Source organism: Paenibacillus sp. LX16, assembly GCF_036252815.1.
Classification (GTDB): domain Bacteria; phylum Bacillota; class Bacilli; order Paenibacillales; family Paenibacillaceae; genus Paenibacillus; species Paenibacillus polymyxa_B.
In genome coordinates this window covers 3,229,745-3,254,769 of the sequence record NZ_CP141152.1, presented here as the reverse complement: position 1 = coordinate 3,254,769, position 25,025 = coordinate 3,229,745, and the positions used below count along the sequence as shown (strand labels likewise).

General features: G+C 41.5%; 27 protein-coding genes and 2 pseudogenes. 16 read left to right on the top strand and 13 right to left on the bottom strand.

Annotation, left to right across the window (positions count from 1 at the left end; translation table 11 throughout):
* Window positions 1–54 precede the first annotated feature (54 nt).
* From hflX to T3H97_RS14215, 5 genes are all read left to right on the top strand, one after another.
* Window positions 55–1,341 carry a GTPase HflX gene (gene hflX, locus T3H97_RS14240; protein WP_328800054.1) on the top strand — a complete coding sequence of 429 codons (1,287 nt, stop codon included), beginning with the start codon at window positions 55–57 and terminating at the stop codon, window positions 1,339–1,341.
* Between the two features lie 111 nt (window positions 1,342–1,452).
* Entirely contained in the window at window positions 1,453–2,706 is a 1,254-nt protein-coding gene (locus T3H97_RS14235) for a methionine gamma-lyase family protein (protein WP_328800053.1), read from the top strand.
* A gap of 83 nt (window positions 2,707–2,789) precedes the next feature.
* Window positions 2,790–3,203, top strand: coding sequence for a MerR family transcriptional regulator (locus T3H97_RS14230; RefSeq protein ID WP_007430683.1), 414 nt, complete (start codon window positions 2,790–2,792; stop codon window positions 3,201–3,203).
* Between the two features lie 117 nt (window positions 3,204–3,320).
* Window positions 3,321–4,649, top strand: coding sequence for a type I glutamate--ammonia ligase (gene glnA, locus T3H97_RS14225; protein ID WP_013310575.1), 1,329 nt, complete (start codon window positions 3,321–3,323; stop codon window positions 4,647–4,649).
* 270 nt (window positions 4,650–4,919) lie between these two features.
* Window positions 4,920–5,153: a hypothetical protein gene (locus tag T3H97_RS14215; RefSeq protein ID WP_328802833.1), complete on the top strand. Its 234-nt coding sequence runs from the start codon at window positions 4,920–4,922 to the stop codon at window positions 5,151–5,153.
* An 81-nt stretch (window positions 5,154–5,234) separates the two neighbouring features.
* Here T3H97_RS14215 and T3H97_RS14210 read toward each other — a convergent pair whose 3' ends face one another.
* Complete coding sequence (locus tag T3H97_RS14210; RefSeq protein ID WP_328800052.1) at window positions 5,235–5,456, bottom strand: DUF6199 family natural product biosynthesis protein; 222 nt, start codon at window positions 5,454–5,456, stop codon at window positions 5,235–5,237.
* 119 nt (window positions 5,457–5,575) lie between these two features.
* Window positions 5,576–6,010 (bottom strand): hypothetical protein, encoded by a 435-nt coding sequence (locus T3H97_RS14205; protein WP_328800051.1) that lies wholly within the window; start codon window positions 6,008–6,010, stop codon window positions 5,576–5,578.
* Between the two features lie 239 nt (window positions 6,011–6,249).
* Here T3H97_RS14205 and T3H97_RS14200 point away from each other — a divergent pair, with 239 nt between their 5' ends.
* Entirely contained in the window at window positions 6,250–7,011 is a 762-nt protein-coding gene (locus T3H97_RS14200; RefSeq protein WP_328800050.1) for a collagen-like protein, read from the top strand.
* Between the two features lie 876 nt (window positions 7,012–7,887).
* Here T3H97_RS14200 and T3H97_RS26445 read toward each other — a convergent pair.
* The 4 genes from T3H97_RS26445 to T3H97_RS14185 all read right to left on the bottom strand — a co-directional run bounded on the left by T3H97_RS26445 (window position 7,888) and on the right by T3H97_RS14185 (window position 9,649).
* The gene (locus tag T3H97_RS26445) at window positions 7,888–8,085 is read right to left on the bottom strand and encodes an IS3 family transposase (protein ID WP_180984606.1); all 198 of its coding nucleotides are present in this window, start codon (window positions 8,083–8,085) and stop codon (window positions 7,888–7,890) included.
* A gap of 619 nt (window positions 8,086–8,704) precedes the next feature.
* Complete coding sequence (locus T3H97_RS14195) at window positions 8,705–9,046, bottom strand: transposase (protein WP_328800049.1); 342 nt, start codon at window positions 9,044–9,046, stop codon at window positions 8,705–8,707.
* A gap of 115 nt (window positions 9,047–9,161) precedes the next feature.
* On the bottom strand, window positions 9,162–9,311 hold the full coding sequence (locus tag T3H97_RS14190; protein ID WP_328802832.1) for a hypothetical protein: 150 nt from the start codon (window positions 9,309–9,311) through the stop codon (window positions 9,162–9,164).
* The gene (locus T3H97_RS14185) at window positions 9,254–9,649 is read right to left on the bottom strand and encodes a hypothetical protein (RefSeq protein ID WP_328800048.1); all 396 of its coding nucleotides are present in this window, start codon (window positions 9,647–9,649) and stop codon (window positions 9,254–9,256) included. The genes T3H97_RS14190 and T3H97_RS14185 overlap by 58 nt, the downstream gene beginning before the upstream one ends.
* 138 nt (window positions 9,650–9,787) lie before the next feature.
* Here T3H97_RS14185 and T3H97_RS14180 point away from each other — a divergent pair.
* The 3 genes and pseudogenes from T3H97_RS14180 (at window position 9,788) to T3H97_RS14170 (ending at window position 12,154) form a co-directional block, all read left to right on the top strand.
* A pseudogene (locus T3H97_RS14180) lies at window positions 9,788–10,011 on the top strand (hypothetical protein).
* Between the two features lie 100 nt (window positions 10,012–10,111).
* On the top strand, window positions 10,112–10,582 hold the full coding sequence (locus T3H97_RS14175; RefSeq protein WP_328800047.1) for a hypothetical protein: 471 nt from the start codon (window positions 10,112–10,114) through the stop codon (window positions 10,580–10,582).
* Window positions 10,583–10,861: 279 nt separating this feature from the next.
* Window positions 10,862–12,154: a Kelch repeat-containing protein gene (locus T3H97_RS14170; RefSeq protein ID WP_328800046.1), complete on the top strand. Its 1,293-nt coding sequence runs from the start codon at window positions 10,862–10,864 to the stop codon at window positions 12,152–12,154.
* 57 nt (window positions 12,155–12,211) lie between these two features.
* On the opposite strand, the gene T3H97_RS14165 is transcribed toward T3H97_RS14170, so the two are convergent.
* Window positions 12,212–12,538, bottom strand: coding sequence for a hypothetical protein (locus T3H97_RS14165; RefSeq protein WP_328800045.1), 327 nt, complete (start codon window positions 12,536–12,538; stop codon window positions 12,212–12,214).
* 883 nt (window positions 12,539–13,421) lie between these two features.
* Here T3H97_RS14165 and T3H97_RS14160 point away from each other — a divergent pair.
* Window positions 13,422–13,511: pseudogene (locus tag T3H97_RS14160) on the top strand (YolD-like family protein); the annotation flags it as partial.
* Between the two features lie 724 nt (window positions 13,512–14,235).
* Window positions 14,236–14,343 carry a hypothetical protein gene (locus T3H97_RS14150; RefSeq protein ID WP_023989007.1) on the top strand — a complete coding sequence of 36 codons (108 nt, stop codon included), beginning with the start codon at window positions 14,236–14,238 and terminating at the stop codon, window positions 14,341–14,343.
* Between the two features lie 854 nt (window positions 14,344–15,197).
* Here T3H97_RS14150 and T3H97_RS14145 read toward each other — a convergent pair.
* The 5 genes from T3H97_RS14145 to lexA form a co-directional block, all read right to left on the bottom strand.
* Window positions 15,198–15,689, bottom strand: coding sequence for a PLAT/LH2 domain-containing protein (locus T3H97_RS14145; RefSeq protein ID WP_328800044.1), 492 nt, complete (start codon window positions 15,687–15,689; stop codon window positions 15,198–15,200).
* A 699-nt stretch (window positions 15,690–16,388) separates the two neighbouring features.
* Window positions 16,389–16,529, bottom strand: coding sequence for a hypothetical protein (locus T3H97_RS14140; RefSeq protein WP_167348633.1), 141 nt, complete (start codon window positions 16,527–16,529; stop codon window positions 16,389–16,391).
* Window positions 16,530–16,570: 41 nt separating this feature from the next.
* On the bottom strand, window positions 16,571–16,735 hold the full coding sequence (locus tag T3H97_RS14135) for a hypothetical protein (RefSeq protein WP_013310546.1): 165 nt from the start codon (window positions 16,733–16,735) through the stop codon (window positions 16,571–16,573).
* A 236-nt stretch (window positions 16,736–16,971) separates the two neighbouring features.
* Window positions 16,972–17,274 (bottom strand): hypothetical protein, encoded by a 303-nt coding sequence (locus tag T3H97_RS14130; protein WP_328800043.1) that lies wholly within the window; start codon window positions 17,272–17,274, stop codon window positions 16,972–16,974.
* 282 nt (window positions 17,275–17,556) lie between these two features.
* A complete protein-coding gene (gene lexA / locus T3H97_RS14125) occupies window positions 17,557–18,183 on the bottom strand; it encodes a transcriptional repressor LexA (protein ID WP_013310545.1) in 627 nt (208 codons plus the stop codon).
* Window positions 18,184–18,371: 188 nt separating this feature from the next.
* Here lexA and T3H97_RS14120 point away from each other — a divergent pair, with 188 nt between their 5' ends.
* From T3H97_RS14120 to T3H97_RS14105, 4 genes are all read left to right on the top strand, one after another.
* Window positions 18,372–18,740: a LysM peptidoglycan-binding domain-containing protein gene (locus tag T3H97_RS14120; protein ID WP_328802831.1), complete on the top strand. Its 369-nt coding sequence runs from the start codon at window positions 18,372–18,374 to the stop codon at window positions 18,738–18,740.
* Between the two features lie 108 nt (window positions 18,741–18,848).
* Window positions 18,849–19,055, top strand: coding sequence for a DUF896 domain-containing protein (locus T3H97_RS14115; protein ID WP_013310543.1), 207 nt, complete (start codon window positions 18,849–18,851; stop codon window positions 19,053–19,055).
* A gap of 120 nt (window positions 19,056–19,175) precedes the next feature.
* Window positions 19,176–19,685, top strand: a complete 510-nt coding sequence (locus T3H97_RS14110; RefSeq protein WP_061831521.1) for a hypothetical protein — start codon at window positions 19,176–19,178, stop codon at window positions 19,683–19,685.
* A 155-nt stretch (window positions 19,686–19,840) separates the two neighbouring features.
* On the top strand, window positions 19,841–20,635 hold the full coding sequence (locus tag T3H97_RS14105) for an HAD family hydrolase (protein WP_328802830.1): 795 nt from the start codon (window positions 19,841–19,843) through the stop codon (window positions 20,633–20,635).
* 102 nt (window positions 20,636–20,737) lie between these two features.
* On the opposite strand, the gene T3H97_RS14100 is transcribed toward T3H97_RS14105, so the two are convergent.
* Window positions 20,738–21,280 (bottom strand): 1,2-dihydroxy-3-keto-5-methylthiopentene dioxygenase, encoded by a 543-nt coding sequence (locus tag T3H97_RS14100; RefSeq protein ID WP_328800042.1) that lies wholly within the window; start codon window positions 21,278–21,280, stop codon window positions 20,738–20,740.
* A 280-nt stretch (window positions 21,281–21,560) separates the two neighbouring features.
* On the opposite strand from T3H97_RS14100, the gene metH reads away from it, so the two are divergent.
* Window positions 21,561–25,001 carry a methionine synthase gene (metH, locus tag T3H97_RS14095; RefSeq protein ID WP_328800041.1) on the top strand — a complete coding sequence of 1,147 codons (3,441 nt, stop codon included), beginning with the start codon at window positions 21,561–21,563 and terminating at the stop codon, window positions 24,999–25,001.
* Window positions 25,002–25,025 lie beyond the last annotated feature (24 nt).

Sequence of the window (25,025 nt, the reverse complement as noted above, 5' to 3'; positions counted from 1 at the left end):
ACATCAGGTCGGTCTCTGTTCGAGAGTTGAGATGAAAATAAAGGAGCAAACAATATGGCGAACTCCACTCATGATACACAAACCGAAATGCAGGACAAGGCGGTACTGGTCAGTCTAATTACGGATGAAGTCAAACGATCTGGCATCAATACGGAATACTCGTTGGATGAGCTGGTGAAACTGGCTGAGACAGCGGGAGTTGAAGTACTGAGCGTCCTGACACAGAATAAGGAAGCCAAGGATTCAAAATGGTTTATTGGCAAAGGAAAAGTAGAGGAATTGCGTGCAGTTGCTGAAGAATTGGGAGCGAATACAGCTATTTTTGATCAGGAGCTCTCGGGGGCTCAAGTACGGAATCTGGAAGAAAGTCTGGATCTCAAAATTATTGACCGGACACAGTTGATTCTGGACATTTTTGCTCAACGTGCAAAAACACGGGAAGGTATTATTCAGGTTGAACTGGCGCAGTTGTCATATTTACTCCCCCGTTTGTCTGGACATGGCAAAAATCTCTCGCGTCTCGGTGGCGGAATCGGAACACGTGGTCCTGGTGAAAGCAAGCTGGAGACAGACCGTCGTCATATTCGTGACCGAATCAGTGATCTGAAACGCCAACTGGAGGAAGTGACCCGTCACCGATATTTGCACAGGGAGCGCAGACAAAAAAGCGGCATTGTTCAGGTTGCACTTGTTGGCTATACCAATGCGGGCAAATCGACGCTGTTGAAGCAACTGACAGCAGCCGATGTATATATTGAGAATCAACTGTTTGCGACGCTGGATCCTACCTCCAGAACAATGGAGCTACCGAGTGGAAAAGAAGTTATTCTTACGGATACGGTTGGTTTTATCCAAAATCTTCCTCATGATTTGGTTGCTTCCTTCCGTGCTACTTTGGAGGAGGCGAATGAGGCTCATCTTATTTTGCATGTCGTGGACGCTTCATCGGATATGCGAGACGAACAGATGAAAGTTGTAGAGACGATCTTGCAACAGCTAGGGGCTGCGGACAAGCCTCAGATCGTATTATTTAACAAAAAAGATGCCTGTACCTCTGAGCAACTGGAAATGCTTCCTTCTGGGGAGGGCTATTTGAAAATTAGCGCTTTTGATGAAGGGGATTTGCTGCGCATTCGTGAACTGATTCAAGAGCATCTGAGCGGTGATACGCTGAGATTCCGCATTCCTGCGGAACGTGGAGACTTAACCTCGGTGCTTTATCGAATCGGAGATGTACTGCTGACAGAGTATGATGGCAATGATGTCATTTATGAGGTTGAAATTCAAAGAGGCGAGTACGAAAAGTATGGTCATGCGCTCAGCGAGTTCACAGAAGGTTAACATCTAATGATGTATTTGGGTCAATAAAATGATAATGCTCATCGTTCAAAGCGAACAATAATATAACATGAATAGCCTAAGGCTGCGTAAGAGAGAGGGTCAAGAAGGTAAATGGTAGTTTTTAGTCCAGAAATTCAGCAAATTCAGGAAACGGCAGAACATAAAATACAAGAACGTATACAGCACATAGATCATATTGTAGATTCAAATCAGTGGAAGGTTATTCAGGCATTCCAGCGGAAGCAAGTGAGCGATTTTCATTTTGCGGGTTCTACGGGATATGCTTACAATGACCGGGGGCGTGAGGTGCTGGAGGAAGTCTATGCGGATGTGTTCGGTGCGGAGGCAGCGTTGGTGCGTCCGCATTTTGCCTCGGGCACTCATACAATTGCCACTGCTTTATTTGGTGTGCTGCGTCCAGGGGATGAACTGTTGTACATTACTGGGAGACCTTATGATACCCTCCACAAAGTGATTGGGAAGCCCGGCGACGGAACAGGATCATTGCAGGATTTTGGCGTTACTTATGGAGAAACCGCACTGACAGCGGAAGGTAAAGTGGACTGGAAAGCGGTGAAGGCTGCTATCCATGCCAATACCAAAGTGATCGGTATTCAGCGTTCACGCGGTTATGATTGGAGAGCTTCGTTTAGTGTAGCAGATATTGAAGAAATGACAGCACGTGTGAAGGAAATAAAACCTGACGTCATCGTCTTTGTTGACAATTGCTACGGTGAATTTACCGAGAAGCTGGAACCTACTCAGGTCGGTGTCGATTTGATGGCAGGTTCGTTGATTAAAAATCCCGGTGGTGGCATTGCAGAAACGGGTGGATATATCTGCGGCAAACAAAAGTATGTAGAGCTGGCATCCTACCGATTAACTGCACCTGGAATCGGTGGAGAAGTAGGTGCCATGTTAGGTACTACACGAGGCATATTTCAGGGGCTATTCCTTGCCCCAACACTGGTTGGGCAAGCGGTTAAAGGGAGTGTATTCGCAGCTGCGGTCTTTGAGGAAATGGGATTTGAGACCAAACCTGCCTGGCATGAAGAGCGTACGGATTTGATTCAGGCTATTTCTTTTAGCGGACCAGAGCATCTAATTGCTTTTGTACAGGGCATTCAGCGTGCGGCTGCCGTGGATAGCCATGTGGTGCCAGAGCCGTGGGATATGCCGGGTTATGAGCATCCAGTTATCATGGCAGCAGGTACGTTCATACAAGGGGGAAGTTTGGAACTATCCGCAGATGCTCCGATTCGTGAGCCTTATATTGGTTACATGCAAGGGGGCTTAACCTACTCTCATGTTAAATTTGGAGTGCTTATGGCTCTGCAAACGATGAAAGAACGTAAATTATTGTGAGTATTTCTAACATGTCATTGACACTTTGCATCAGCTAAATGTACAATAAGGTGAATAATAGATCACTGGAAGGTTGATGACAAATGGGCGACGAAATTCGCAGAAATATGGCCTTATTTCCAATAGGTATTGTCATGAAGCTAACGGACTTGTCAGCACGTCAGATTCGTTATTATGAACAGCATAACTTGATAGTTCCTGCCCGTACATCGGGAAACCAACGTCTTTTTTCTTTTAATGACGTAGAGCGTCTGCTTGAAATTAAGGCGTTGATCGAGAAGGGTGTTAACATTGCGGGAATTAAACAAGTCATGAATCCGGTTACCAAGGAATCGGAGGAAGCTACGGTTATTACTGCAGATACGGAAGTCAAACGCCGTGAAATGTCCGATACTCAGCTTCACCGCTTGCTGAAACAACAACTTGTTGCAGGCAAAAGACCAGGACAGGTGTCCCTAATCCAAGGCGAATTATCACGGTTCTTCAATAAGAGATAATGCTTTGACTTACCTCTTGGCATAAGGTCGCTTTACTTTAAAATCCGGTCTCATCATTTAAGTAATTTATAGAACAACCGATTCGTATATAGTCGTTACAGAAAGGGAGAGGTTAGAGTGAGTTATAGCAGAGAAGATATCCTTCGGATTGCGAAAGAAGAAAATGTTCGTTTTATTCGTTTGCAATTTACAGATTTGCTGGGCACTATTAAGAACGTTGAAATTCCGGTTAGTCAACTGGAAAAAGCATTGGATAATAAAATGATGTTTGACGGATCTTCCATAGAAGGTTATGTGCGTATTGAAGAATCTGATATGTATTTATATCCGGATTTGGACACTTGGGTTGTATTCCCTTGGGTAACCTCGGATCGTGTAGCTCGTTTGATCTGTGATATTTACAAGCCGGACGGAGTTCCGTTTGCAGGTGACCCGCGGGGCATCTTGAAACGTGTACTTAAGGAAGCAGAAGAGTTGGGATATACTTCGATGAATGTCGGACCAGAGCCTGAATTCTTCTTATTCAAAACGGATGAAAAAGGCGAGCCGACTACAGAACTGAATGACCAAGGCGGGTATTTTGACCTGGCTCCGATGGATCTGGGTGAAAACTGCCGTCGTGAAATTGTACTTAAGCTTGAAGAGATGGGCTTCGAAATTGAAGCATCTCATCATGAAGTTGCACCTGGTCAGCATGAGATTGACTTTAAATATGCAGATGCAATTAAAGCTGCCGACCAGATTCAAACGTTCAAGCTCGTTGTTAAGACGATTGCTCGTCAGCATGGTTTGCATGCTACCTTTATGCCAAAACCTTTGTTTGGTGTAAATGGCTCCGGTATGCACTGCAATCAATCGTTGTTTAAGGACAATGAAAACGTATTTTATGATGAAACGGACGAACTCGGATTAAGCCAGACGGCCCGCCACTATATGGCTGGTATTCTTAAACATGCACGTGCAATGGCAGCGATCACGAATCCAACGGTAAATTCCTACAAACGTCTCGTACCAGGTTATGAAGCGCCTTGTTATGTGGCTTGGTCTGCAAGCAATCGCAGTCCAATGATTCGGATTCCCGCATCTCGTGGTCTGAGCACTCGCGTCGAAGTTCGTAACCCTGACCCGGCAGCGAATCCTTATTTAGCCTTGGCAGTGATGCTGAGAGCCGGTTTGGATGGTATCAAACGTCAGTTGGCTCTGCCAGCTCCGATTGATCGTAACATTTACGTGATGTCTGAGGAAGAGCGGATTGAAGAAGGCATTCCAAGTCTGCCTGCCGACTTGAAAGAAGCTTTGTCTGAGCTTATTCGGAGCGAAGTTATCTCTGACGCACTGGGCGACCATGCTCTAGCCTACTTCTATGAGCTTAAGGAAATTGAATGGGATATGTACAGAACACAGGTTCACCAGTGGGAACGCGATCAATATCTGACTCTTTACTAAAATGGGAAATCCCTTGGCGCTCTAAGCGTTGAGGGATTTTTTTGTTTGTGGTAGGTAAAAAAATATTAAGTTGATTTATAATTGCCCCCTAATTGCCCTCCCAAAATTTTTATTATCAGGATAAATTTTCAGTAACAGACTCATAGTTCTCCATGCTATTCATCTCTATTTTTTTGGAGATGTGTGCATAAACGTCGGCTGTTATTTGGATGCTACCATGTCCAAGCCACTCCTGTACATACTTCATTGTAGCCCTAGCTTCAAGTAGCAATACCGCATGATTTTATATATGCGTTTGCCCGAACAGAAAGCATAACGCCAATCGCTTTCAAGGGAAAAAATTTCAAACTAACGTTGAATGCAAAATATGTGTTGGATGTCTTGAAAGTCTTAGAAAACGAAGTGACTACACTCGGGTATACTGGCTCTTCTAAACCATTCACTCTCGAGAGTGACAGGAAGCTATGGATAAGAGACAGATTTCTGTTTTTGAAAATATGCTAAATGATATTTTAGGAGCTTCAGCTAAACAGAAAGTGCCTTTTGGATAAGGGTATTTTGAGGATTGAAAACAGATAGTATAACTTACAGGAATATAACTAAAAGTCCACATGTTAAAAAGAAGAACCCAAAGAGTATCGAAACAGAACCTCTAAATTTCATGTCATCAATGTAAGCATCACTTGGTTCAGAGTCACCTTTGATCTTCCAGGCTTCGTTTGCACGCCATCCCCAAGTGGGATTTCGTTTACTTAAAATACCAAGCGAGAAAAAAATAATCGCAATAAAAATAAACATAAATCCCATTTGATCAGCCCCTTTAAGTAAACTATACCAAAAAAGAACGACAGATGGAAAGTATCGTCCCCTCAAGGACCGATAGAAGAAAAATAAGAGGGCTTTGCCCTCCATGTGATGGTGCAATTTTAATCTGAGTAGGCAACAGCATTAAAACTTTCTATTCCTATTCGGGTAGCATCCGCTGTGCAAAATAGATATAAGGTATACACCAATTCATTTGATGGTGGTAGAGGGATATTGTAATCGGAAGCATTTATTGTGACGACCTGTACAGCATTTGGGTTTGCTTCGGAGACACTTACAGAGTAAAGGGCGTAAGCAACAAGCGAATCGAAATTGCCTCTAACAATGGAAAAAGAAATAACGGAGTCAAATGGTGGAGGGGTAGGAAATGCAAGCTCAGCTATCCCTGATAATTGTACACGTATGTTTTCCCCTGCGCCCGTTACATCTAAGCCAAGCTCAGCAATGGCAACGGGTGTATTGGCTGGCAAGGGAATAGAGATTGTATTACCGTAACTTGCGTTTTGAGATGTTCGAGCATCTAACAATCTAGTCATTATCTCATCTCCCTTTTTGGGTAAAGAATTTGCAAGCTGGAAATATAAAGAGGCAGACAGTGTAGGATCTGGATCGGTTGATTGAACTGAATATTAAGCATCAGAAAAAAGAGCTGTATAATCTAACACGATAGGGTCAGACCTATGCCTATTTTTCCTGGATGAAGTCAACAGCCCAATCTTTTTGGTTAATTGCACAATAAACTAATTTGACTAGACTTTGGAGGTGATCATTAATTATGTTTCGACATTATTGTTGGCAAAAGAATATGCATCGGAGAAAATTTAGAAGATGTGTAGTTAAAAAAGTCAAAGTGTTACCGAAAGTTATTGTTAAAGGGATCCGAGGACCTCAAGGACCTCAAGGACCTCAAGGACCTCAAGGACCTCAAGGACCTCAGGGACTGCCGGGTCCACAGGGAGTTCCAGGTGCTCAAGGCCAGCAAGGGCTACAAGGTTTTCAAGGAATTCCCGGACCAACAGGACCAGCAGGAGCAGTAGGGCCAGCAGGACCAGTGGGACCGGCAGGAGCAGTAGGGCCAGCAGGAGCGGTAGGACCAGCAGGAGCAACGGGGGCAGCGGGACCTGCAGGCGCCGGTATAACAGACTTCTTAAGTGTTTTCCGAGCAGATCCTGGCACGGGAACTGACACAGTTCCGGGTAACTCACCAATTACCTTTACTGGAGTTTTAGCTAATGTTGGTGGTGCATTTACTTTCACTCCTCCATCTACAACGATAACAATCAACGAAACGGGGAGCTATCTAATAAATTTTACAATTCATAACCAAGGTGATGCTGACTTTAACCTTACCGTAAATGGAATCCCTGTTACCCCTGTTCCCTTCACGGGTAACGGTGGCGGACCAATTTCGGCAGAAGTCATTATTACTGTAGGGGTCGTTCCTACAACTATTCAATTGGTAAATGCAAATGCAACCCCAGCCCAACTTCATAACTTTACCAATACCACTCTTACTATATTAAAGTTGACTGTTTAAGCCATTCTTAATGATATATAGAACATCATATGTAGCCGCCTTAGAAAAGACTGTACGATTTCCATCGTCAGTTTGTCTAATTCCACTCATATTAAGCAGACGCAATTGTGTAGCATGGCAAGAGAATGTAGTGGCAGTAATAAGATCCATTAAACACTACCACTACTCCAAAGCCTATTTTCAAAGTTAAACTGGATAACATTGTAAATTTATATTATTCAGACATAGAAATATGAATGCTAAGAAGGTAAGGAAACTTTTCCTACCTTCTTTTTTATTGTGACAAATCGGAACTATTGCTTTGATCCGTCAGGTACGACAACTCATGAGCGGCAATCAATATAAATTTTCTTTTTTGTTTAGTCGCGAAAAATGGGAAGCTACAGAAGAACGGGCCGAGGTCGATTGGCCTAAAGTTGAGCATTGCATAAGGAAGCCTTTAACCTTGTGTGGGTAGAAGGACTGACGGAGGAAGTATACGAGAATGTAGACAAAGAGGGCATTAAGGAGTTGGATGGCCTCTTAGAACGATTTCTATAAGGAGTTGTTTCCACCTGATGAAGATTATGAGCCTACGACGAAGAAGAGCAAGAGGTTCCTGAGAATGATCGGAAAATAGACTGGGTAGAACTTTGGGCTTTATGCGTGAGTAATGGTATTTCTGATTCAGAACGGCCTAATATGACCATTCCAACGATTAGAGCGCTCATGAAGGCCAAGAACAGAAACCGGGAATTCGAAATCATTCTCCACGGTGGTAAGTTGGAAAATAAAAAACCGAAGAAGGTCAAGTCACTATCTGATCTAAGTAAATTAAGAAGCATCCACAATCATGAAGTGACCCCTGTCAAGTAGACAGCTATCAAAAAGCAATAATTAAGCAGCCTGAAAAGGAGTCAGGTTGTTTAGTTTCTCTTGAAAGCGTTCATGGTTGTAGAAATGGATATACTTTTGAACAGCATGCTCCACCTGTTGAGCTGAATGGAAGGAATGGAGATAGAAACACTCGGTTTTAAAATTGCTGAAGAAGTTCTCTATACATGCCTTGTCCCAGCAGTTCCCTTTTCGGGACACCTGTATTCCGTATCGCTTGAGCAGGTTGGTATATTGGCGAGAGGTTGAAATCCTTGGTCGCTATGTAGTATAACACCTCGAGCATCTTGTCGCTTCCTTGCCTTTTTCACCGTAACTAACACCAGGCTCAAATCGTTTCTGCGGCTGATCTGTTAGGCAACAATTACGTTGTTAAAAAGATGCTGAATCGCGGAAGGGTAGAGTCTCAGTCCATTGAACATTAGGTAAGTGATGTCTATTACCTACTTCTTATTCGGCTGGTCAGCCTTAAACTCCTAGTTCAGATGATTGCCAGGAATGACGTAGGGTTCTTTCTTGCAATAATAGGGTCTTTTCCTACGAATGATCGCATTGATCCCCAGTTCACCATAAGTACGTGGCTTATGATTCATATGTATGCTGTAGATTTAATTCAATTAAACCTTTACCCTGCGGTAACCGTATATTCCCTTCAGTTCCTCGTCACATGCCATGATTTTTAGCTTCATAGCTTCATCTTCCCGCTGTTTGGGTGAAACAAACATCTTTCATGTTATCCACTTATAAAAACCACTTTTGAACACTCGGGCCAGTTTATATAGTAGTACTATGCTATGTCCCTAACTAAGCAATTCTTGGATCACCGCAAACTTTGTACTCTTGGGTACAGCCTCCATTCCTCCGTTGACATCTGCAAGAGCTTTTTTAGCACTTCATTTTCTGCTTCGAGGCGTTTCAGCTTGATCTCTGGATCTTCGGGGCGTGTTCGAGGTCTGCCGATGCCAGGCCCTTGTGCTTTGTCTCGTTTTTCCTCTAGACCTTTTATTCCCTCGGCTTTGAAGTGTCTCACCCGTCGTCGAACCAGCGAAGCGTCAATCTCCATTTCTCGTGCCACGTTTTTATATCCGATTCCCTTTTTGAGGTACAGATCCACTGTCTTTTTCTTGAAGCTCACATCGTAAGTTTTTCTTATTTCTCCCATAGAAAAATCCCCTCTATAATAGACAGATTAGTCGGCTTGCTCTTTTCTGTCTACTATAAGGGGATCATATCAAACTTGATAGAGTCCTTTGTATGAATCGTATAAGTACTTGTTTTTATGATGGAAAGAGTGTTTCGGAATCTGGGGAACCGCCGTCACCAAGCCAACGGTTAGGACCTGCAAATGAGAAAGTCTTTCCGTTCCCGGTTACTTTGATATTAGCAATTCTCCAACCTGGTTTTCTTCCAGATCCATCAGTCCTAATGGTAACTTTTCTGATGTCACCAAGGCTGCTGGTACTGATTCTTGTAGTATCAGAATCTCCTTTTCAAAGCTGCCAGTGAGTGCAGCCGTAACATAGTCGCCATTAGAACCATACAGAGTTATAGAAATATTTGAGTCTGTACCTGAATCCACAATACTGCCTGTGTTTACGGTAACAACATATTCAACATTAGCAAAAGGTGTAACAGACTCTATGCTTCTATTAGAGTCTTGTAATGAACTATAAGTGTCGCTTGTGACCTGATCCGCGAAAGAAGGTACTGCGAAAGCTACAGATGATATGAGCATTGCTGATGCTAATAAAGATACTTTTTTCATTAATTAGTTACCATATTTCTAATATTTGTATTTAATGTTATACATGGGTAATATATTGTACATAGTTCTTTGGTCGTGAAGAAAATTTTTTCCTTGTCTTTGTTTGTTGTATTTCATCTTTATATGTCGAATATTTTTATTTTTAATGAATCACGGAATGGTACGAATATTTATAGAAGGATTTTTTTGCGATTTAGCCAGGTAAGAGTATATGTAGTCCAGCCATTGGGCGAGGATTTAATATCGGTTATAGACTATGGTGGTACTCAGATAAGTTTTCTCCTGAGTCGATTAAGTTAAACGGAAGCTATTTTATGAGGAATCAGTTTAGATTTAGAGTAGACGCGAAAAAGAACACTTAATCAAATGTGTATTTTTCATGTCAGACAAAGCTTCCCTTACTTTGACAGTCATTAAGCTGTATGTTTATTGACGAAGATTAAAAGAAGGAGAGGACAAAAAATGAGAAGGAAAGCTACTTTATTTTTTTCCACAATTGCTATGTTGTTTTCAGTTATTGCTCCGTTGTCAGCTTCTGCAGATGAAGCAACTGTAACGCTTGACACTTACAAAAATTTTTCAAATCAAGAAATAGTTTTATCACAATCAGTATTATTTAAAGATGACACGGCATATACAGATGTATCTGTTACAGTGAAAAGAGTGAAATTTTCAATTAATGGTTTGGAAAATCCTTTTAATGCTAATTATTATAATCGGTTGGTCTGGACAAGTGATGAAAATACACCGAGTATAGAAAATACGTTATCAGTAAAAATTGCCCCAAAAACAGGGAGTCTTTACGGTTCCAGCAGTTATGAGAACCTTTCTCTGATAAAACAAAAGATCAACTCCGATTCAAAAGTATATGGATGGATTCAATTAGAATCAAAAGAGTGGGCTAGAGCAGGATCAGCTATAATTAAATATTAAAAAATCCTTAACGTTTGAAGTAAGTGAATACCCAAAATAAATTAAATAGCTCTGCTAACCTTAATTGGTCGGTAGAGTTTTTTTCGTTAATCAGTTTTTAATTTAGAGTGATGTGAAAGGCTCAACCGGGTAACTGGTATGAGTCTTTTTTATACCCAATAAAAAATAAATATGCAAATATTTAGATTATATTTATAGATCAGCAAGTTAATGTTTAGACAGGTTCTTAAGAATGATTTATCTTCGTAATAGTTCAATATATTGCTAGGAGGAGATCGAGTGATAAGTAAAATTAAAGCATTATGGAGTATTTTAATTGTAGTGATAGTGTTCTTGAATATGTCAGCTATAGAGGTAAAAGCAGAAGTTGTAAGCGATGAATGGTCGATTAAAACGACTATAGAAAATCCTAAGGCGGTAAGTGCTGTTTCTGAATTGAATGGTAAGATATATATTTTCGGTGGTTCTTCAGGATCAAACCCATATAAGGATGTTCAATTTTATGATCCGAAAAATAATATATGGGCCTCAAGAAGTAGCATGCCTACGGCTCGTTCTACAGCAACTTCCGTTGTTTATGGAAATGATATTTATGTTATTGGTGGCTATACAGGTAATGCCTTTAGCTGGACAGGAGGCTCCTCAGTAAATAATGTTGAAGTTTACAATACCCAGACAGATACATGGAGTGTTAGGAAAGCTATGCCGCAGGCTTTAGGTTCGTTGACAAGTGTTTTGCATAAGGGAAAGATTTATGTGTTTGGTGGGATGACAACAAATACGCGTTCAGTTGCTACTGTCCAAGTATATGATCCGGCTTCCGACAGCTGGTCAACGAAGAAACCTATGCCGAATACACTTCATGGTTCCTCTGCAGTTGTACATAAGGACAAAATCTATCTTGTAGCAGGTAGACATATTGATAATAATTCAAATGTTTCACTAAACACATTTCTTGAATATGATCCCGATAACGATAACTGGTCAACTAAACCCAATCTTTTGACAGCACGTGGAGAGGCCCAAGCTGTCATTTATTCCAATAAAGTATTTGCTATTGCTGGAAAAACTGAAGCAGGTCGACGTAGTTATGAACTTAATACAGTAGAATCCTTTGATTTTGAACAGAATAAATGGTCTCCTGAGGCTAGCTTAAAGCAAGCTAGAAGTGGGGCTGGAGCTATAACATTAGGTGGACAAATTTACGTTATTGGAGGAAGTCAGAGTACATTGGCTAATTCTCCGGTTAATACTATAGAGATATTCGGGAAGAGTGACAGTTCCACACCTGAGCCGACACCAACTCCCGAACCAACTGATCCATCTCTACCAACTGGGGACCGTGCAATTCTGGTGGTTACTATGACAACTGGTTTGGAAAAGGAGTTTGACCTAAGCATGAAAGAGGTCAATGACTTTATCTCATGGTATGAGGGCAAGCAGGCTGGTTCTGGATCGGCTTCATACGCCATTAATAAACACGATAATAATAAAGGTCCATTCAGCAGCCGAAAGGATTACATGCTATATGATCGTATCCTAACATTTGAAGTAAGTGAATATTCTAAATAAATTTAAAAGCTCTGCTAACCTTAATTGGTCGGTAGAGCTTTTAACTGTTCACGCCTCTTATAATGTATCAAGGTATTCTTTCTGGAATTTGATAAAATCTTCAACACCATCATGATAGGTAAATCTACCGCCATTTTTATCAATAATCCAGTTGATCTTCTCGTCATTTAACAAGACTCCATACATGCAGTGATGAAGCAGTTCAATTTGCTTTTCATCCCTAATTCGGATCAAGTGTTTTTCTTGTTCGTCAATGAGGTACCATTTCGTTTCTGTTTCATCTACATCTACATCCGCATCCACATACAGTATTGATACCGACAAGGGGAATGGCCAGTCAAACCAATGTTCTCGCTTGTCTTCTCTATAACCTTCAAATGCCATGGTTATTTCCTCCTACTTGGATATTTCCTGATTATTCAAATGTACTAACTTGCTGCGATTGTACGCTTTATTGAAAACTGTTTTTTGGGAACTCGCAGCTATCCTCAGCCTTTAGTATCTTGGCACCAATGCGGTGAATGACCTGCCGTTTGAGGTTGGCACGAACTGCAATGCGTCTGTTTAGGCTGGGTTGATGGGGGGGAGGTCCAAACTTTATTGTAAATCCCTCATTTGCTCAATTTGTAAAGGCAATGCTGATTCAAGGGAGAATTTTCGGCAGCAGCTCCTTTTGACAATGGACGACGTAGGCTTTTAGGAATACACACATTAAATTTACTGCTGTTCTTGTCTTATCCTATTGGCTCAGGCATATCGCCTCCATATTCTTTCCATGGCTTTACGTGCACCATCGTAAACTTCTGCAAAAGTTTAGTGTAACTTTGGCAACCGTCTATTCCGCTATTGTTGCAAAATAGTTGTGTCCGCTTTCGTCGTTCATTGTTCTGATCTGTATAGTATACGGAAACGCCGGGCAACAAAGAAGTTGAACGCTTTGTTACCAGATATCGAACGCTACTCCAATACTCTACAATAATTCTGCTGAGCGAAGACGGGTGCCCAACATGATGGAACTGGAGATAAAGACAGGTAGCAGTGTAGTGGACATAAAGGCGCGCGGTTGCTGGCTTTGGGAAGAAGGGGACAATAAGAGCGATATGCGCTCTATATTGTAATCATAGAGGGCTGGGATGGTGACCAAAAGATCATTACATTTTCCTCGTCTCGAAATAGGCATTATATGGTATTAAACCTCCAATGATCTGGAGTTTATTTTTTGTACTCAGAATATAATTTGTGCATAACACATCAGGAGACTACATACATGTCAAAAAGACTCGAAGGTAATGGATTATGGGAAAGCAGCCGCATCATCATACCGGAACATAAGGAAGCGTATCTAAAGCTCATGAAAGGCCGTCAAAATACGGCCTTTTTGTCGTTGGGGATAAGATCAAAGTAACAAGCCAAGGCACTTGGAACTGGACAGAACGTATAATAACGTAAGGCGAGCAGCCTGACCTTATATAAATTCTTTTGAAATATCACCAAATCGTTATGTAATCCGAAAGAATGGGTGATACCCTACTGGCATACGCTGACGGGGTGTTTATTGTTTTGGAATATAGTAAAATTCATTAATTGAATCTGGAGGAGTGAAAAATATATACTCGAAGCCATAACTCAATGCAATTAAATTAAGGCAGATATAAAGAAGGACTCTATCAGCTAAATGCTGTAGGAGTCCTTCTTGTTGTTCTTTAGTTGTGGCAATAGTAAAAGTTCTTATCAGTGGCACCTTGCTGGATACGCTGGTAAGGTGTTTTTTTATTTTCCTAGAAGTCCATCCCATAAACAAGACTCGCATAGCTTGTGGAGTAAACAAAGGAGGCGTTACGTGTGAGAGGAATAGAAAGAGGTTACGAAGAAACGGCCGGGAAGATTTGGACATCGATAGCTGCTGTCTTGGCACTTTTCATTTTGTTGGTAATCATCTTGAAATTAATTCTTTTATAAAGATAATTAGGCTCTACCGGTTTATCTGGGTGTGAGCCTTTGTTTTGTTTACCTGCATGCCCTATCACTGAACGTATTTATACATATATTAAGGTGAACGACAAATAAAGGAGGTTTAAGACATGGGTGCATATGAAGGTGCAGGTGGCGGCGGTGTATGGACTTCTACAGCGGCAATTTTAGTGCTCTTTATTCTCTTAGTTATCATCACTAAATCACTTTGGGTTTAATTTGTGAAAAGAACTGTTGGATAATACCACTTCACTCATGGATGGCAAATAGTTGAACTCAATGAGCGCATAAGCTATTTGGCAATAGCCACAGTATTCGCTTCTCTTTTGGCGAATACTTGGTGGATTTCCTGCCATAATAGATTTGCGCTTATTGTATTTTGTAAGAAGGGGAATGTTTCATAGAATGGGTACAATCCTTCCTAATACCTAAATTTAATCTCAGATAGGGCCTTATTAGTTTGCAACAATAACTGGTATGAGCCTTTTATTTGCGATAATACGCACGATACTTTGCACATCTTTCAGTATAGTATTAAGAAGATTTAATATACTTTGGAGGTGTCCTATGATAGAGGATTGGCTTGAGGGTTAATTGTTTTTACTGGCAGCTATTGAGGATGAGATTATTGTGAAAATACAAGAGAGTAATGTAACTGTTGATCATAAGTACAAAGTGGTAAAGTAGGATACCGAACTGTTCGCAGCTGCGTTAAGTCAGGTAGATGGAAATGATAATCCAATATTCAAAAATGCACATGATCTACTTAAAAGTATTGGGGCTAGAAGAGACATGCTAAATCGAAAAATTAGGTGTTGTGATTTGATGCTTGAATTCTTTTTAAAGCTATGATTTTCTTAGTAGATTCAATATACTTTTCCAGCGGTTATTTCTTAGCTTTTGTTTATATGGCAAATTTACATAACATTTTTCCCATTAGTGAGTTTATTATTAAAATTGATTCTTGAGATGGGGTTATAATTACGGCGATACAATTTTAGTAGGATTATTCATCCAAAACAAAAAGACTCTATCCAAATATCGACAGAGTCTTTTGTATGAATATTTGTTTTTAGGATGGAAAAAGTGTTTCGGAATCTGCGGAACCGCCGTCACCAAGCCAACGGTTAGGACCTGCAAATGACAAAGTTTTCCCGTTTCCAGATATTTTGACATTAGCGATTTTCCAACCTGGTTTATACCCAGATCCATCAGTTCTAATAGTAATTTTTCTGATGTCACCTAGGTTACTAGTGCTGATTCTTGTTGTATCGGAATCTCCTTGTTCAAAGCTACCATTGAGTGTAGCGGTAGCATAATCTCCATTAGAACCATACAGAGTTATAGAGATGTTCGAGTCTGTTCCGGCATCTTTGAGATTGGCCGTATTTACAGTAACGACATATTCAACATTAGCAAAAGGCGTAACAGACTCTATACTTCTATTTGAGTCTTGTAATGAACTATAAGTGTCACTTGTGACCTGATCTGCAAAAGAAGGGGCAGCAAAAGCTACAGATGAGATAAGCATTGCTACTGATGCTAGTAAAGATACTTTTTTCATTAAATTGTTACCACCTTTCTAGTATTTGTATTTAATGTTATACATGTGTAATGTTTTTGTACATAGTTCATTGGTTGTGAAGAGAAATTTTTTTCTTGTCTTTGTTTGTTGTATTTTATCTTTATGTGTCGGATATTAGCTTTCGAATAATCATGTAAGGGGATGATTATTTAGAGAAGGATTTTTAGCGCTTATCCAGAATGAATTGTCGAGTTGATCAACATGAATCATACATATGAAGTGTTGATCGAATATCGAATTGTTTTCAGCTGCATTAAGTCAGATAAGAGCATCTGTAGTCCAGCCGTTGAGTAGGATATGATGGAGCTTGTGGAATACGTTGGTGGGCAAGTGGGGCCTTACAAAATTTAAAAATAAAAAATTGAGCAAACAATGCAGCAACGTACAAACCCTGGACGGATTTACAGCCAGAATACTTAAGTGAAAAAAGCTGAAGCAAGTTTGAGGGCTATAGGTGTGGCCAGTTGTACACAAAGTATTTGAGTCAAGAATGCTGCTGCTTTGACTGGGTACTATTTCGCTTCTGTTTTAACCAGTGGAAGCATAGTTGAATATGTCGATGGTATTTAAAAGGAAGGCAACTGAATTTAGCAGTTCCATGGAATTTAGGAGTTGGGTGTATCGTTTAACACAAAAAAAGCAGGAAGAATCCTTCCCGCTTTTGCTTGAAAACGATTATTAACGTCTGCGTTGTCTATCATTTACGCTAAACAGATTAACAGCCAGTGCGTTACCTCTTGCACGCGCAATGGCTCTTTGAGTCGAACGGATGTTTAATCTTCTTCTTCTCAAATCACGTTTGCAATGTCTTCTGCTCATATGATCACCTCCCTTCAAAGAAATGAAGGTGCGGTTAAATCTTAGTGGCGTTTATGCTTACGCTTGGAAATTTTGATATTCAAGGCATTGGTTGCTAGTGCATTTCCGCTTCCTGTTTTAGCAGCTGCGGCTTGAAAGACTTTAACGACCAGATATCTGTTTTTCCCGATGCGATGCTTATACGTTTTAACTCTATTTCTGATCATCTGCATATCTCCTTTGCTTAGTTCTGCTATATACATATGTCAATTGTGATAGTAATGTATCAGCATAAATCTATTAAAAGCAAAAAGAAGCTAGTACCTATATTTCTAATGGTTAATAAAAAAACTCATGCGAACCTGTCTTCGCCTTTTCAACTTTACGTTGCAGGAGAATGTTACAGGCAGGTCGGCATGAGTCTAATAGTATAGATAAAGATAATAGGCAGTTAGTATGAAAATTATTTACTATTAAGAGTGTTAAGTTTTTTCTCGTAGTACGCCTCTTGAGCAAGAATATGATTCAGTTGTTCAGAGAGCTGTTTATATTCTTGGCTGTCTTCTGGATAATTATTTCTTTCGAAAATTACAGCTTCGAGTTGCTTTTCTAAATACCTGAAATGGATAAGTATTTGTATGTACTGAATACGGTCGTAGGTTGTTATGTGGGAGTTCTCTTTTGCATACAAATGATCCATTGTTGGAACTACACAGCTTATGGCGATAAATATCACAACAAACGCTGAAGTTATATTTTTTTTCATTTAATTCCTCCTACAGAGATATGAGTAATTAATATACCATATTTATCTAAATCAAAGAAAGATCTATTAGTTTTGCCCATGACAGTATAGCTGCTCAAGATCAGTGGAAAATTATTTGAGAAGGGGAGGCTGATTTTATAGTAGAAAAAATAGGAATAGGTTGCTGAAATGAAAAAATAGTTGTGAGATACATAATAAACATAATAGCAATACAAAACCGGCTTGCCTAGGCAGCCGGTTTTGTATTAGTGGAAAGAATAACGGGGAAGAAAGAACGAGAAATCAGTGGAAGTCCCGGAAGAGTCCTACAACCTTGCCTAAAATGCTGACGTGTGTCAGGCGAAGCGGTTCAAAGGCTGGATTTTCAGGTTGAAGCCGGATATGATCTTTTTCTTTGTAGAAGGTTTTAACTGTAGCTTCGTCTTCATCTGTCATAGCTACAACAATATCACCATTATCAGCGGTCTGCTGCTGACGTACGATTACATAGTCTCCGTTAGCAATCCCAGCCTCAATCATGCTTTCGCCTACAACAGATAACATGAATATTTTATCCTCACCAACAAAGTGTTGGGGAAGAGGAAAGTAATCTTCAATATTTTCTGTCGCCGTAATAGGAAGACCAGCGGTTACTTTGCCGACGACGGGAACACGACTAATGGAGTAATTAATCAAGTTGCTGTTATCCGATTCGTCTTGACCGAGTAACTCAATAGCCCGTGGTTTTGTAGGATCGCGTCGAATGAGTCCTTTTTTCTCTAAACGATCCAAATGACCGTGAACCGTAGAACTGGAGGCTAATCCGACAGCCTCGCCTATTTCGCGTACAGAAGGGGGGTATCCCTTTAGACGCACTTCATTGCGGATAAATTCAAGAATGGCCTGCTGGCGGCTCGAAATCTTAGACATACCGTATCAACCCCATTTAGTAACGTTTGGGAAAATTATAGCATAGAACCTCCGTTCGTACAAACATAAGTTCTAAATAATCCCTAAAAATAATCACGAACTTTTGTTCTCTTTTCTATTGAACAAAACAAATGTTCGTGTTATATTGTGAAAACATAAGAACAAACGTTTGGAGGTCGCAGCCAATGATGAAATATAGCACTTATCAAAGTATTTTTCCGATGAATTCAGAAAATTTGCAGGAGACCCGAAAAGAGGGTAGAGCGCGTTTTATGCAAATTATTACTAATACTCTTTTACCTAAGCTTCTTATTTTAGTGGTTATTGCTTGGATTGCAGGGGCAGGTGTACTTACGGTTTTCGCGGCACCTTCAGCTTCCAAGGAAGAAGTGACTAAACTGACCGTACAACCTGGAGATACGTTGTGGGAGATTGCCGCAAATCATAAACCGGAACGAATGGATACACGGGTATATATAGAAGGAATTGTGCGGATTAACGGTTTGGAGGATCGGGGAGTGCAGGCAGGTCAGGTACTCAAGCTTCCTAACTTCTGATCTATAGACTATTAGAGCTTGTCAGGGAGCGTAATGCGGGAGCCTTGACAAGCTCTTTTCTACATGTCAAAGTGTATTATATCTTTGCTTTTATGGAGGGGACACAATTTGGATATAGACAGCTTGGTACAGCGCATCAATGAATTAGCGCGCAAAGCAAAATCCGAGGGATTGACGGAAGAGGAAGCCACAGAGCGCGCCAATCTTCGGGAAATTTATTTAGGTAACATTCGTCGTAATTTTCGGCAGCAGCTTGAAACGATTGAATTTGTGGACGATGATACATCGAAGGGAAATGACGGGCTGAAGCATTAAAGTTGTTAAAGCGCCCAAGCCTGCAATCTGCCTTTTGTTTTAGGTACCGTTTTCGGTATCTATATAGATCAGCTTTGAGGCAATTGTTTTATTGTAATATATCTGGGAAGGAATTGAGAGATGGCCCGATCATTTGAAAGAAAAGTACGCAAAAACACAGCGCATTTAAATAAATCGCGCAAAAAGCAAGGCATTCAAACCATTAACGGCGCAGGTTCTGCAATGGATATTTTCCGTGGCCGTAACATTACTGTGCCAATTATGCTGGCTGGTCTTTCTGTATTGTACATGCTTATGAGTTACTTTTTGACTAAGACTGGCATGAGAGGAATGGATTGGCTTGTATTCGGCCTGTACTTGATGCTGGCTGTTATCTTTTTCATCCGTCGTCCTTATCTGAAAGTGGGAAAGGATACTCTCTATATGCTGAAAGGTGGTAGAGAACGTCCAATGACGGCAGGGGATATGAAAGCCATCAAGATTGAAAAGGGTTACGTAACCGTTGAAAGAAAAGGTAAGGGCGGTAATTTCATTTTCACAAAATCATTAGGTCGCTATGACACGGATGCCATTGCAGAGCGACTTGAGAAGTTTGCGCTATCCAATCAGATACAGGTGGACAAGAAATAACTGATTTAACCTGTAGCTCTGTAACAAAGGCCGTATGATGTTATTTCATATAACATGCTGCGGCCGCTTGCTTAATATGGGCACACATAACGATTCAAATACGTAACCGAGCAAATAGGTGTACATATACTGTGGAAAGAGAGTGGATAATTCAGATGACGATTCAGGCGGTAATGTTTGATCTTGATGATACCCTTTTATGGGATGAACGTAGTGTAGAAGAGGCATTTGATGCAGCGTGCCAAACAGGCTCCCGTGAAGCAGGCGTTGATCCTAAAACTCTGGAGGAAGCCGTACGTAAGGAAGCACGGGCTTTGTATGAATCCTATGAAACCTTTAGTTTTACTCAAATGATCGGCATTAATCCGTTTGAAGGATTGTGGGCGAATTTTACAGCAGGTCAGCAACCTGAATTCCGCCAATTGGAACAGTTGGCCCCTGTTTATCGAAAGGAATCATGGCGCAGAGGACTTCAGCAACTAGGGATAGATAATGAGAAGTTGGCGGAAAAGCTGGCTACCCAATTTGCTTCGGAAAGACGCGCGCGTCCACATATATATGAAGAAACGTTTGAGATTCTAGAACAATTGAAGGGACATTACAAGCTGTTATTGCTGACAAATGGCTCCCCTGATCTACAACAGGAGAAACTGGATGGAGTTCCTCAATTAGCTCCTTTTTTTGATCATGTTGTCATTTCAGGTTCATTTGGTCGAGGCAAGCCTGATCCGTCTATATTCCAACATGCTTTGGGGCTTCTTGGTATTGAGCCTGAACATGCTTTAATGGTAGGAGATAAGCTGACGACTGATATTCAAGGAGCGTTGGCAGCAGGTGTACACTCGGTGTGGGTGAACCGAAACGCTAAAACCAATACCACAGAGATCAAGCCGAAGTTCGAAATCAAGCATCTGTCTGAACTGGACGGAATTATTCAATCGTTAAAGTAAGAAATCTATAGTCTTTAGAAACGAGTATTAAAAGAACTCCCTTCGCTCGATTGTTACAGAGCAGAGGGAGTTCTTTTTATTCACACAAGGATAAATTCGTAATTATGCTTTAATGAAGGTTGGATCTTCATACGGTTCGGCAATCCAGCCATTTTCTTCGATGAACAATCGGATTGCGACGATCTTTTGATTCTCCATTAAAGTGAAGAAGTGAGGTATATTTTCAGGTACGGAGATAACGTCCCCCGGTGAAAGCTCTACGTTAAAATAGCCGATCTCTTCAGGGCCTTTAATGATGAAGATGCCTTTACCAGCGACAATGGCACGGATTTCATCCTCTGTGTGGGTGTGAATTTGCTCAAACTTGGCCAGCAGCTCGTCCAAATTCGGCGTTGCTTCAGATAAAGTGATAACGTCCCATATTTTATATCCGCGACGTGCGGCTAAATCCTTGATTTCGGGTTCAAATGTTTTGAGAACAGCGGTCTTTTGATCATCTGTTAAGGTAAAGTTCTCTTGCAGCTCCCCGGACAATTTGGAAGCATCCCAATGTTCATACAATATCTCGTGACTCTCCAGAAATTCACGTACTTGTTCTTCACCGCTAATCCGTTCTTTCGTATTACGTATTAAGATTTCGGCCATATATTTATTCCCTCTTTTCCACTTGGATTAATGTTGTATAAAGAATACCATGTCTTGAAAGGTTGTACAATACAGGATTTCAACATTTTATAATGCAAATGACTATAGCTAAAGGGTCAGGGTTAAATACGTTCTGTAATGCTACAAACTATAAAAATGGATTAGAGAAGTCGTTTTTACAAAGAACAACCTGTATAAAACGTATGTTTTTACTTCAATCTATCTAAATGATACGGTTTCTGCTAAACTAGGATTTAACGTTTTGCGGGGGTGAAGAAATTTGGATAAAGTTAGCTTGCAGGATGCATTACAACGAAGAATACTCCTTCTTGATGGGGCCATGGGCACCATGATTCAACAGGAAGACCTTTCCCCCGATGATTTTGGTGGGGAAGAGCTGGAGGGCTGTAATGAAATGCTGGTCCTAACGAGACCGGATGTCATTCAAGGGATTCATGAAGCCTACTTGAAGGCCGGAGCAGACCTAATTGAAACGAATACATTTGGAGCAACATCCGTCGTTTTGGCGGATTACGATATACCAGAACGTGCCCGTGAAATTAATCTGGTGGCGGCCAAACTGGCGCGTAACGCGGTGGATAAATTCAGCACTGCGGACAAGCCACGTTTTGTAGTAGGAGCTATGGGCCCAACCACGAAAACCTTGTCTGTCACAGGTGGTGTTACATTTGCTGAGCTGATTGACAGCTATCAAGAGCAGGCCTTGGCGCTTATTGAAGGCGGCGTGGATGTACTCCTTTTGGAGACCTCACAGGATACGCTTAACGTCAAAGCTGGAAGCATCGGAATTCGGCAGGCTTTTGAGCAGACAGGTATCGAGCTTCCGCTAATGATTTCAGGCACGATTGAGCCTATGGGAACGACGTTGGCCGGACAAAATATCGAATCCTTTTGCATATCACTTGAACACTTACATCCCATTTCGATTGGATTGAATTGTGCTACAGGTCCAGAGTTTATGCGTGATCATATTCGCTCTCTGTCTGAAATGTCCTCTGCAGCTATTAGCTGTTATCCAAATGCTGGCTTGCCCGATGAAAATGGCCAATACCATGAATCGCCTGATTCATTAGCACGTAAAATGGCTGCTTTCGCTGAAAAAGGCTGGCTGAATATTGCTGGAGGTTGTTGTGGTACCACGCCTGAGCATATTCGAGTTATGAGTGAAAGTATGGCGCAGTTTGAGCCGCGTCCGCTGGTAGGTCATCATCCTCCTGCCGTATCAGGCATTGAGCCTGTATATATTGAACAGGACAATCGTCCGTATATGGTTGGTGAGCGAACGAATGTTCTGGGCTCCCGCAAATTCAAGCGTTTGATCGTGGAAGGCAAATATGAAGAGGCATCTGAAATTGCCCGCGCTCAGGTAAAAAGCGGAGCGCATGTCATTGATATTTGTGTGCAGGACCCGGATCGCGATGAAATGACGGATATGGAAGCGTTTTTGAAACTGGTTGTAAACAAGGTAAAAGTACCTTTGGTGATTGATACCACGGATATTAAAGTCATTGATAAAGCACTTCAATATTCGCAAGGTAAGGCAATTATTAACTCCATTAATTTGGAGGATGGTGAAGAGAAATTTGAGAAAATGGCTCCTCTTATTCATAAGTACGGCGCCGCTGTTGTTGTTGGAACAATTGATGAACGCGGACAGGCTATTTCACGTGAGGATAAGCTTGAGGTAGCTAAACGTTCGTATGATCTGTTGGTGAACCGTTATGGTTTGGCAGCGGAGGATCTAATTTTTGATACGCTCGTATTTCCAGTAGGAACAGGTGATGAGCAATATATCGGTTCAGCTAAGGAAACGATTGAGGGCATTCGCATTATTAAAGAAGCGCTTCCCGGGGTACATACCATCCTGGGCATCAGTAACGTATCTTTTGGTTTGCCGGAAGCGGGTCGTGAAGTGCTCAATTCCGTCTATTTATATGAATGCACCAAAGCAGGTCTGGACTATGCGATTGTAAACACTGAGAAGCTTGAACGTTATGCATCCATTCCAGAGCATGAGCGGAAACTTGCGGAAGACTTGATCTATAAAACAAATGACGATACTTTGTCCGCTTTTGTAGCAGCTTTCCGTAACAAGAAAGTGGAGAAAAAAGAAAAGATATCAAACCTTTCGCTCGAAGAACGACTGGCTTCCTATGTAGTGGAGGGAAGTAAGGAGGGACTCATTCCGGATCTGGAGCAAGCGCTCGCGAAATATTCTTCGCTGGAGATTATTAACGGCCCGCTGATGAAGGGAATGGAAGAAGTAGGACGACTGTTTAACAATAACGAACTGATTGTGGCAGAAGTGCTGCAAAGCGCTGAAGTGATGAAGGCGTCCGTAGCCTATTTAGAGCCGTTCATGGAGAAGAATGAATCCTCAGTAAAAGGTAAGATTTTGTTGGCTACAGTCAAAGGTGATGTGCATGACATTGGTAAGAATCTGGTGGAGATTATTCTATCCAACAATGGTTACCATATCGTGAATCTGGGTATAAAAGTACCACCAGAACGCATTATTGAGGCTTACCGTGAAGAAAAGGCCGACATGATTGGCTTATCCGGGCTGCTTGTTAAATCGGCACAACAAATGGTGCTGACCGCACAGGATTTGAAAAATGCGAATATTGATATTCCAATAATGGTGGGTGGAGCTGCTTTAACACGTAAGTTCACTAAAAATCGTATCCGTCCTGAGTATGATGGTCTGGTTGCCTATGCAAAGGATGCTATGGATGGTCTGGATATTGCCAATAAGCTTATGAATCCCGAATCCCGCAAAAAAATGGCTGAGGACATGGAGGCTGAGCGAGAAGCTGAAGCGGCAATAGTCGTGGAAGCCAAGCCGCTCCCTAAACTCACTCGAGCTGTGCGCTCTAACATTGCTCAGGATTTGCCCGTCTATATTCCACCAGATACGGATCGTCATGTACTGCGCAACTATCCACTGAATTATATTTTGCCTTACGTGAATATGCAGATGCTAATGGGGCATCATCTTGGTTTAAAAGGCAATGTTGAACAGCTGCTGGCTTCGGAAGATCCGAAAGCGATTCAGTTAAAGGAAACCGTGGACAGCATCATGTTTGAAGCCGTGACAGACGGAATCATCCAGGCACATGCTATGTATCGTTTCTTTCCAGCGCAGTCCCAAGGAGATCAAATTCTGATCTATGATCCGTCGGATGTGAGCAAGGTACTGCACGCATTTACATTCCCGCGCCAGCAGGTAGAGCCTTATCTATGTCTGGCTGATTTCTTGAAATCAGTGGAATCCGGGGTTATGGACTATGTAGGTTTCATGGTCGTTACAGCTGGTCATGGGATTCAGCAGATATCTACCCAGTGGAAAGATAAAGGAGATTATCTGCGCTCGCATGCACTTCAAGCGGTAGCGCTCGAAGTAGCAGAAGGGTTAGCGGAACGGCTTCACCATATTATCAGGGATAGCTGGGGTTTCCCGGACCCTGCCGATATGACAATGAAACAGCGACACGGTGCCAGATATCAAGGCATTCGAGTATCCTTTGGCTATCCGGCATGTCCAGATCTAGAGGATCAGGGGCCGTTGTTCCAGTTGTTAAAACCTGAGGATATTGGCGTTGAGCTGACGGAAGGGTTTATGATGGAACCGGAGGCTTCTGTATCAGCCATGGTGTTCAGCCACCCTCAGGCGCAGTATTTTAACGTCGAAAAGGTTTAACACCTTTATCAGATGGGATAGCAA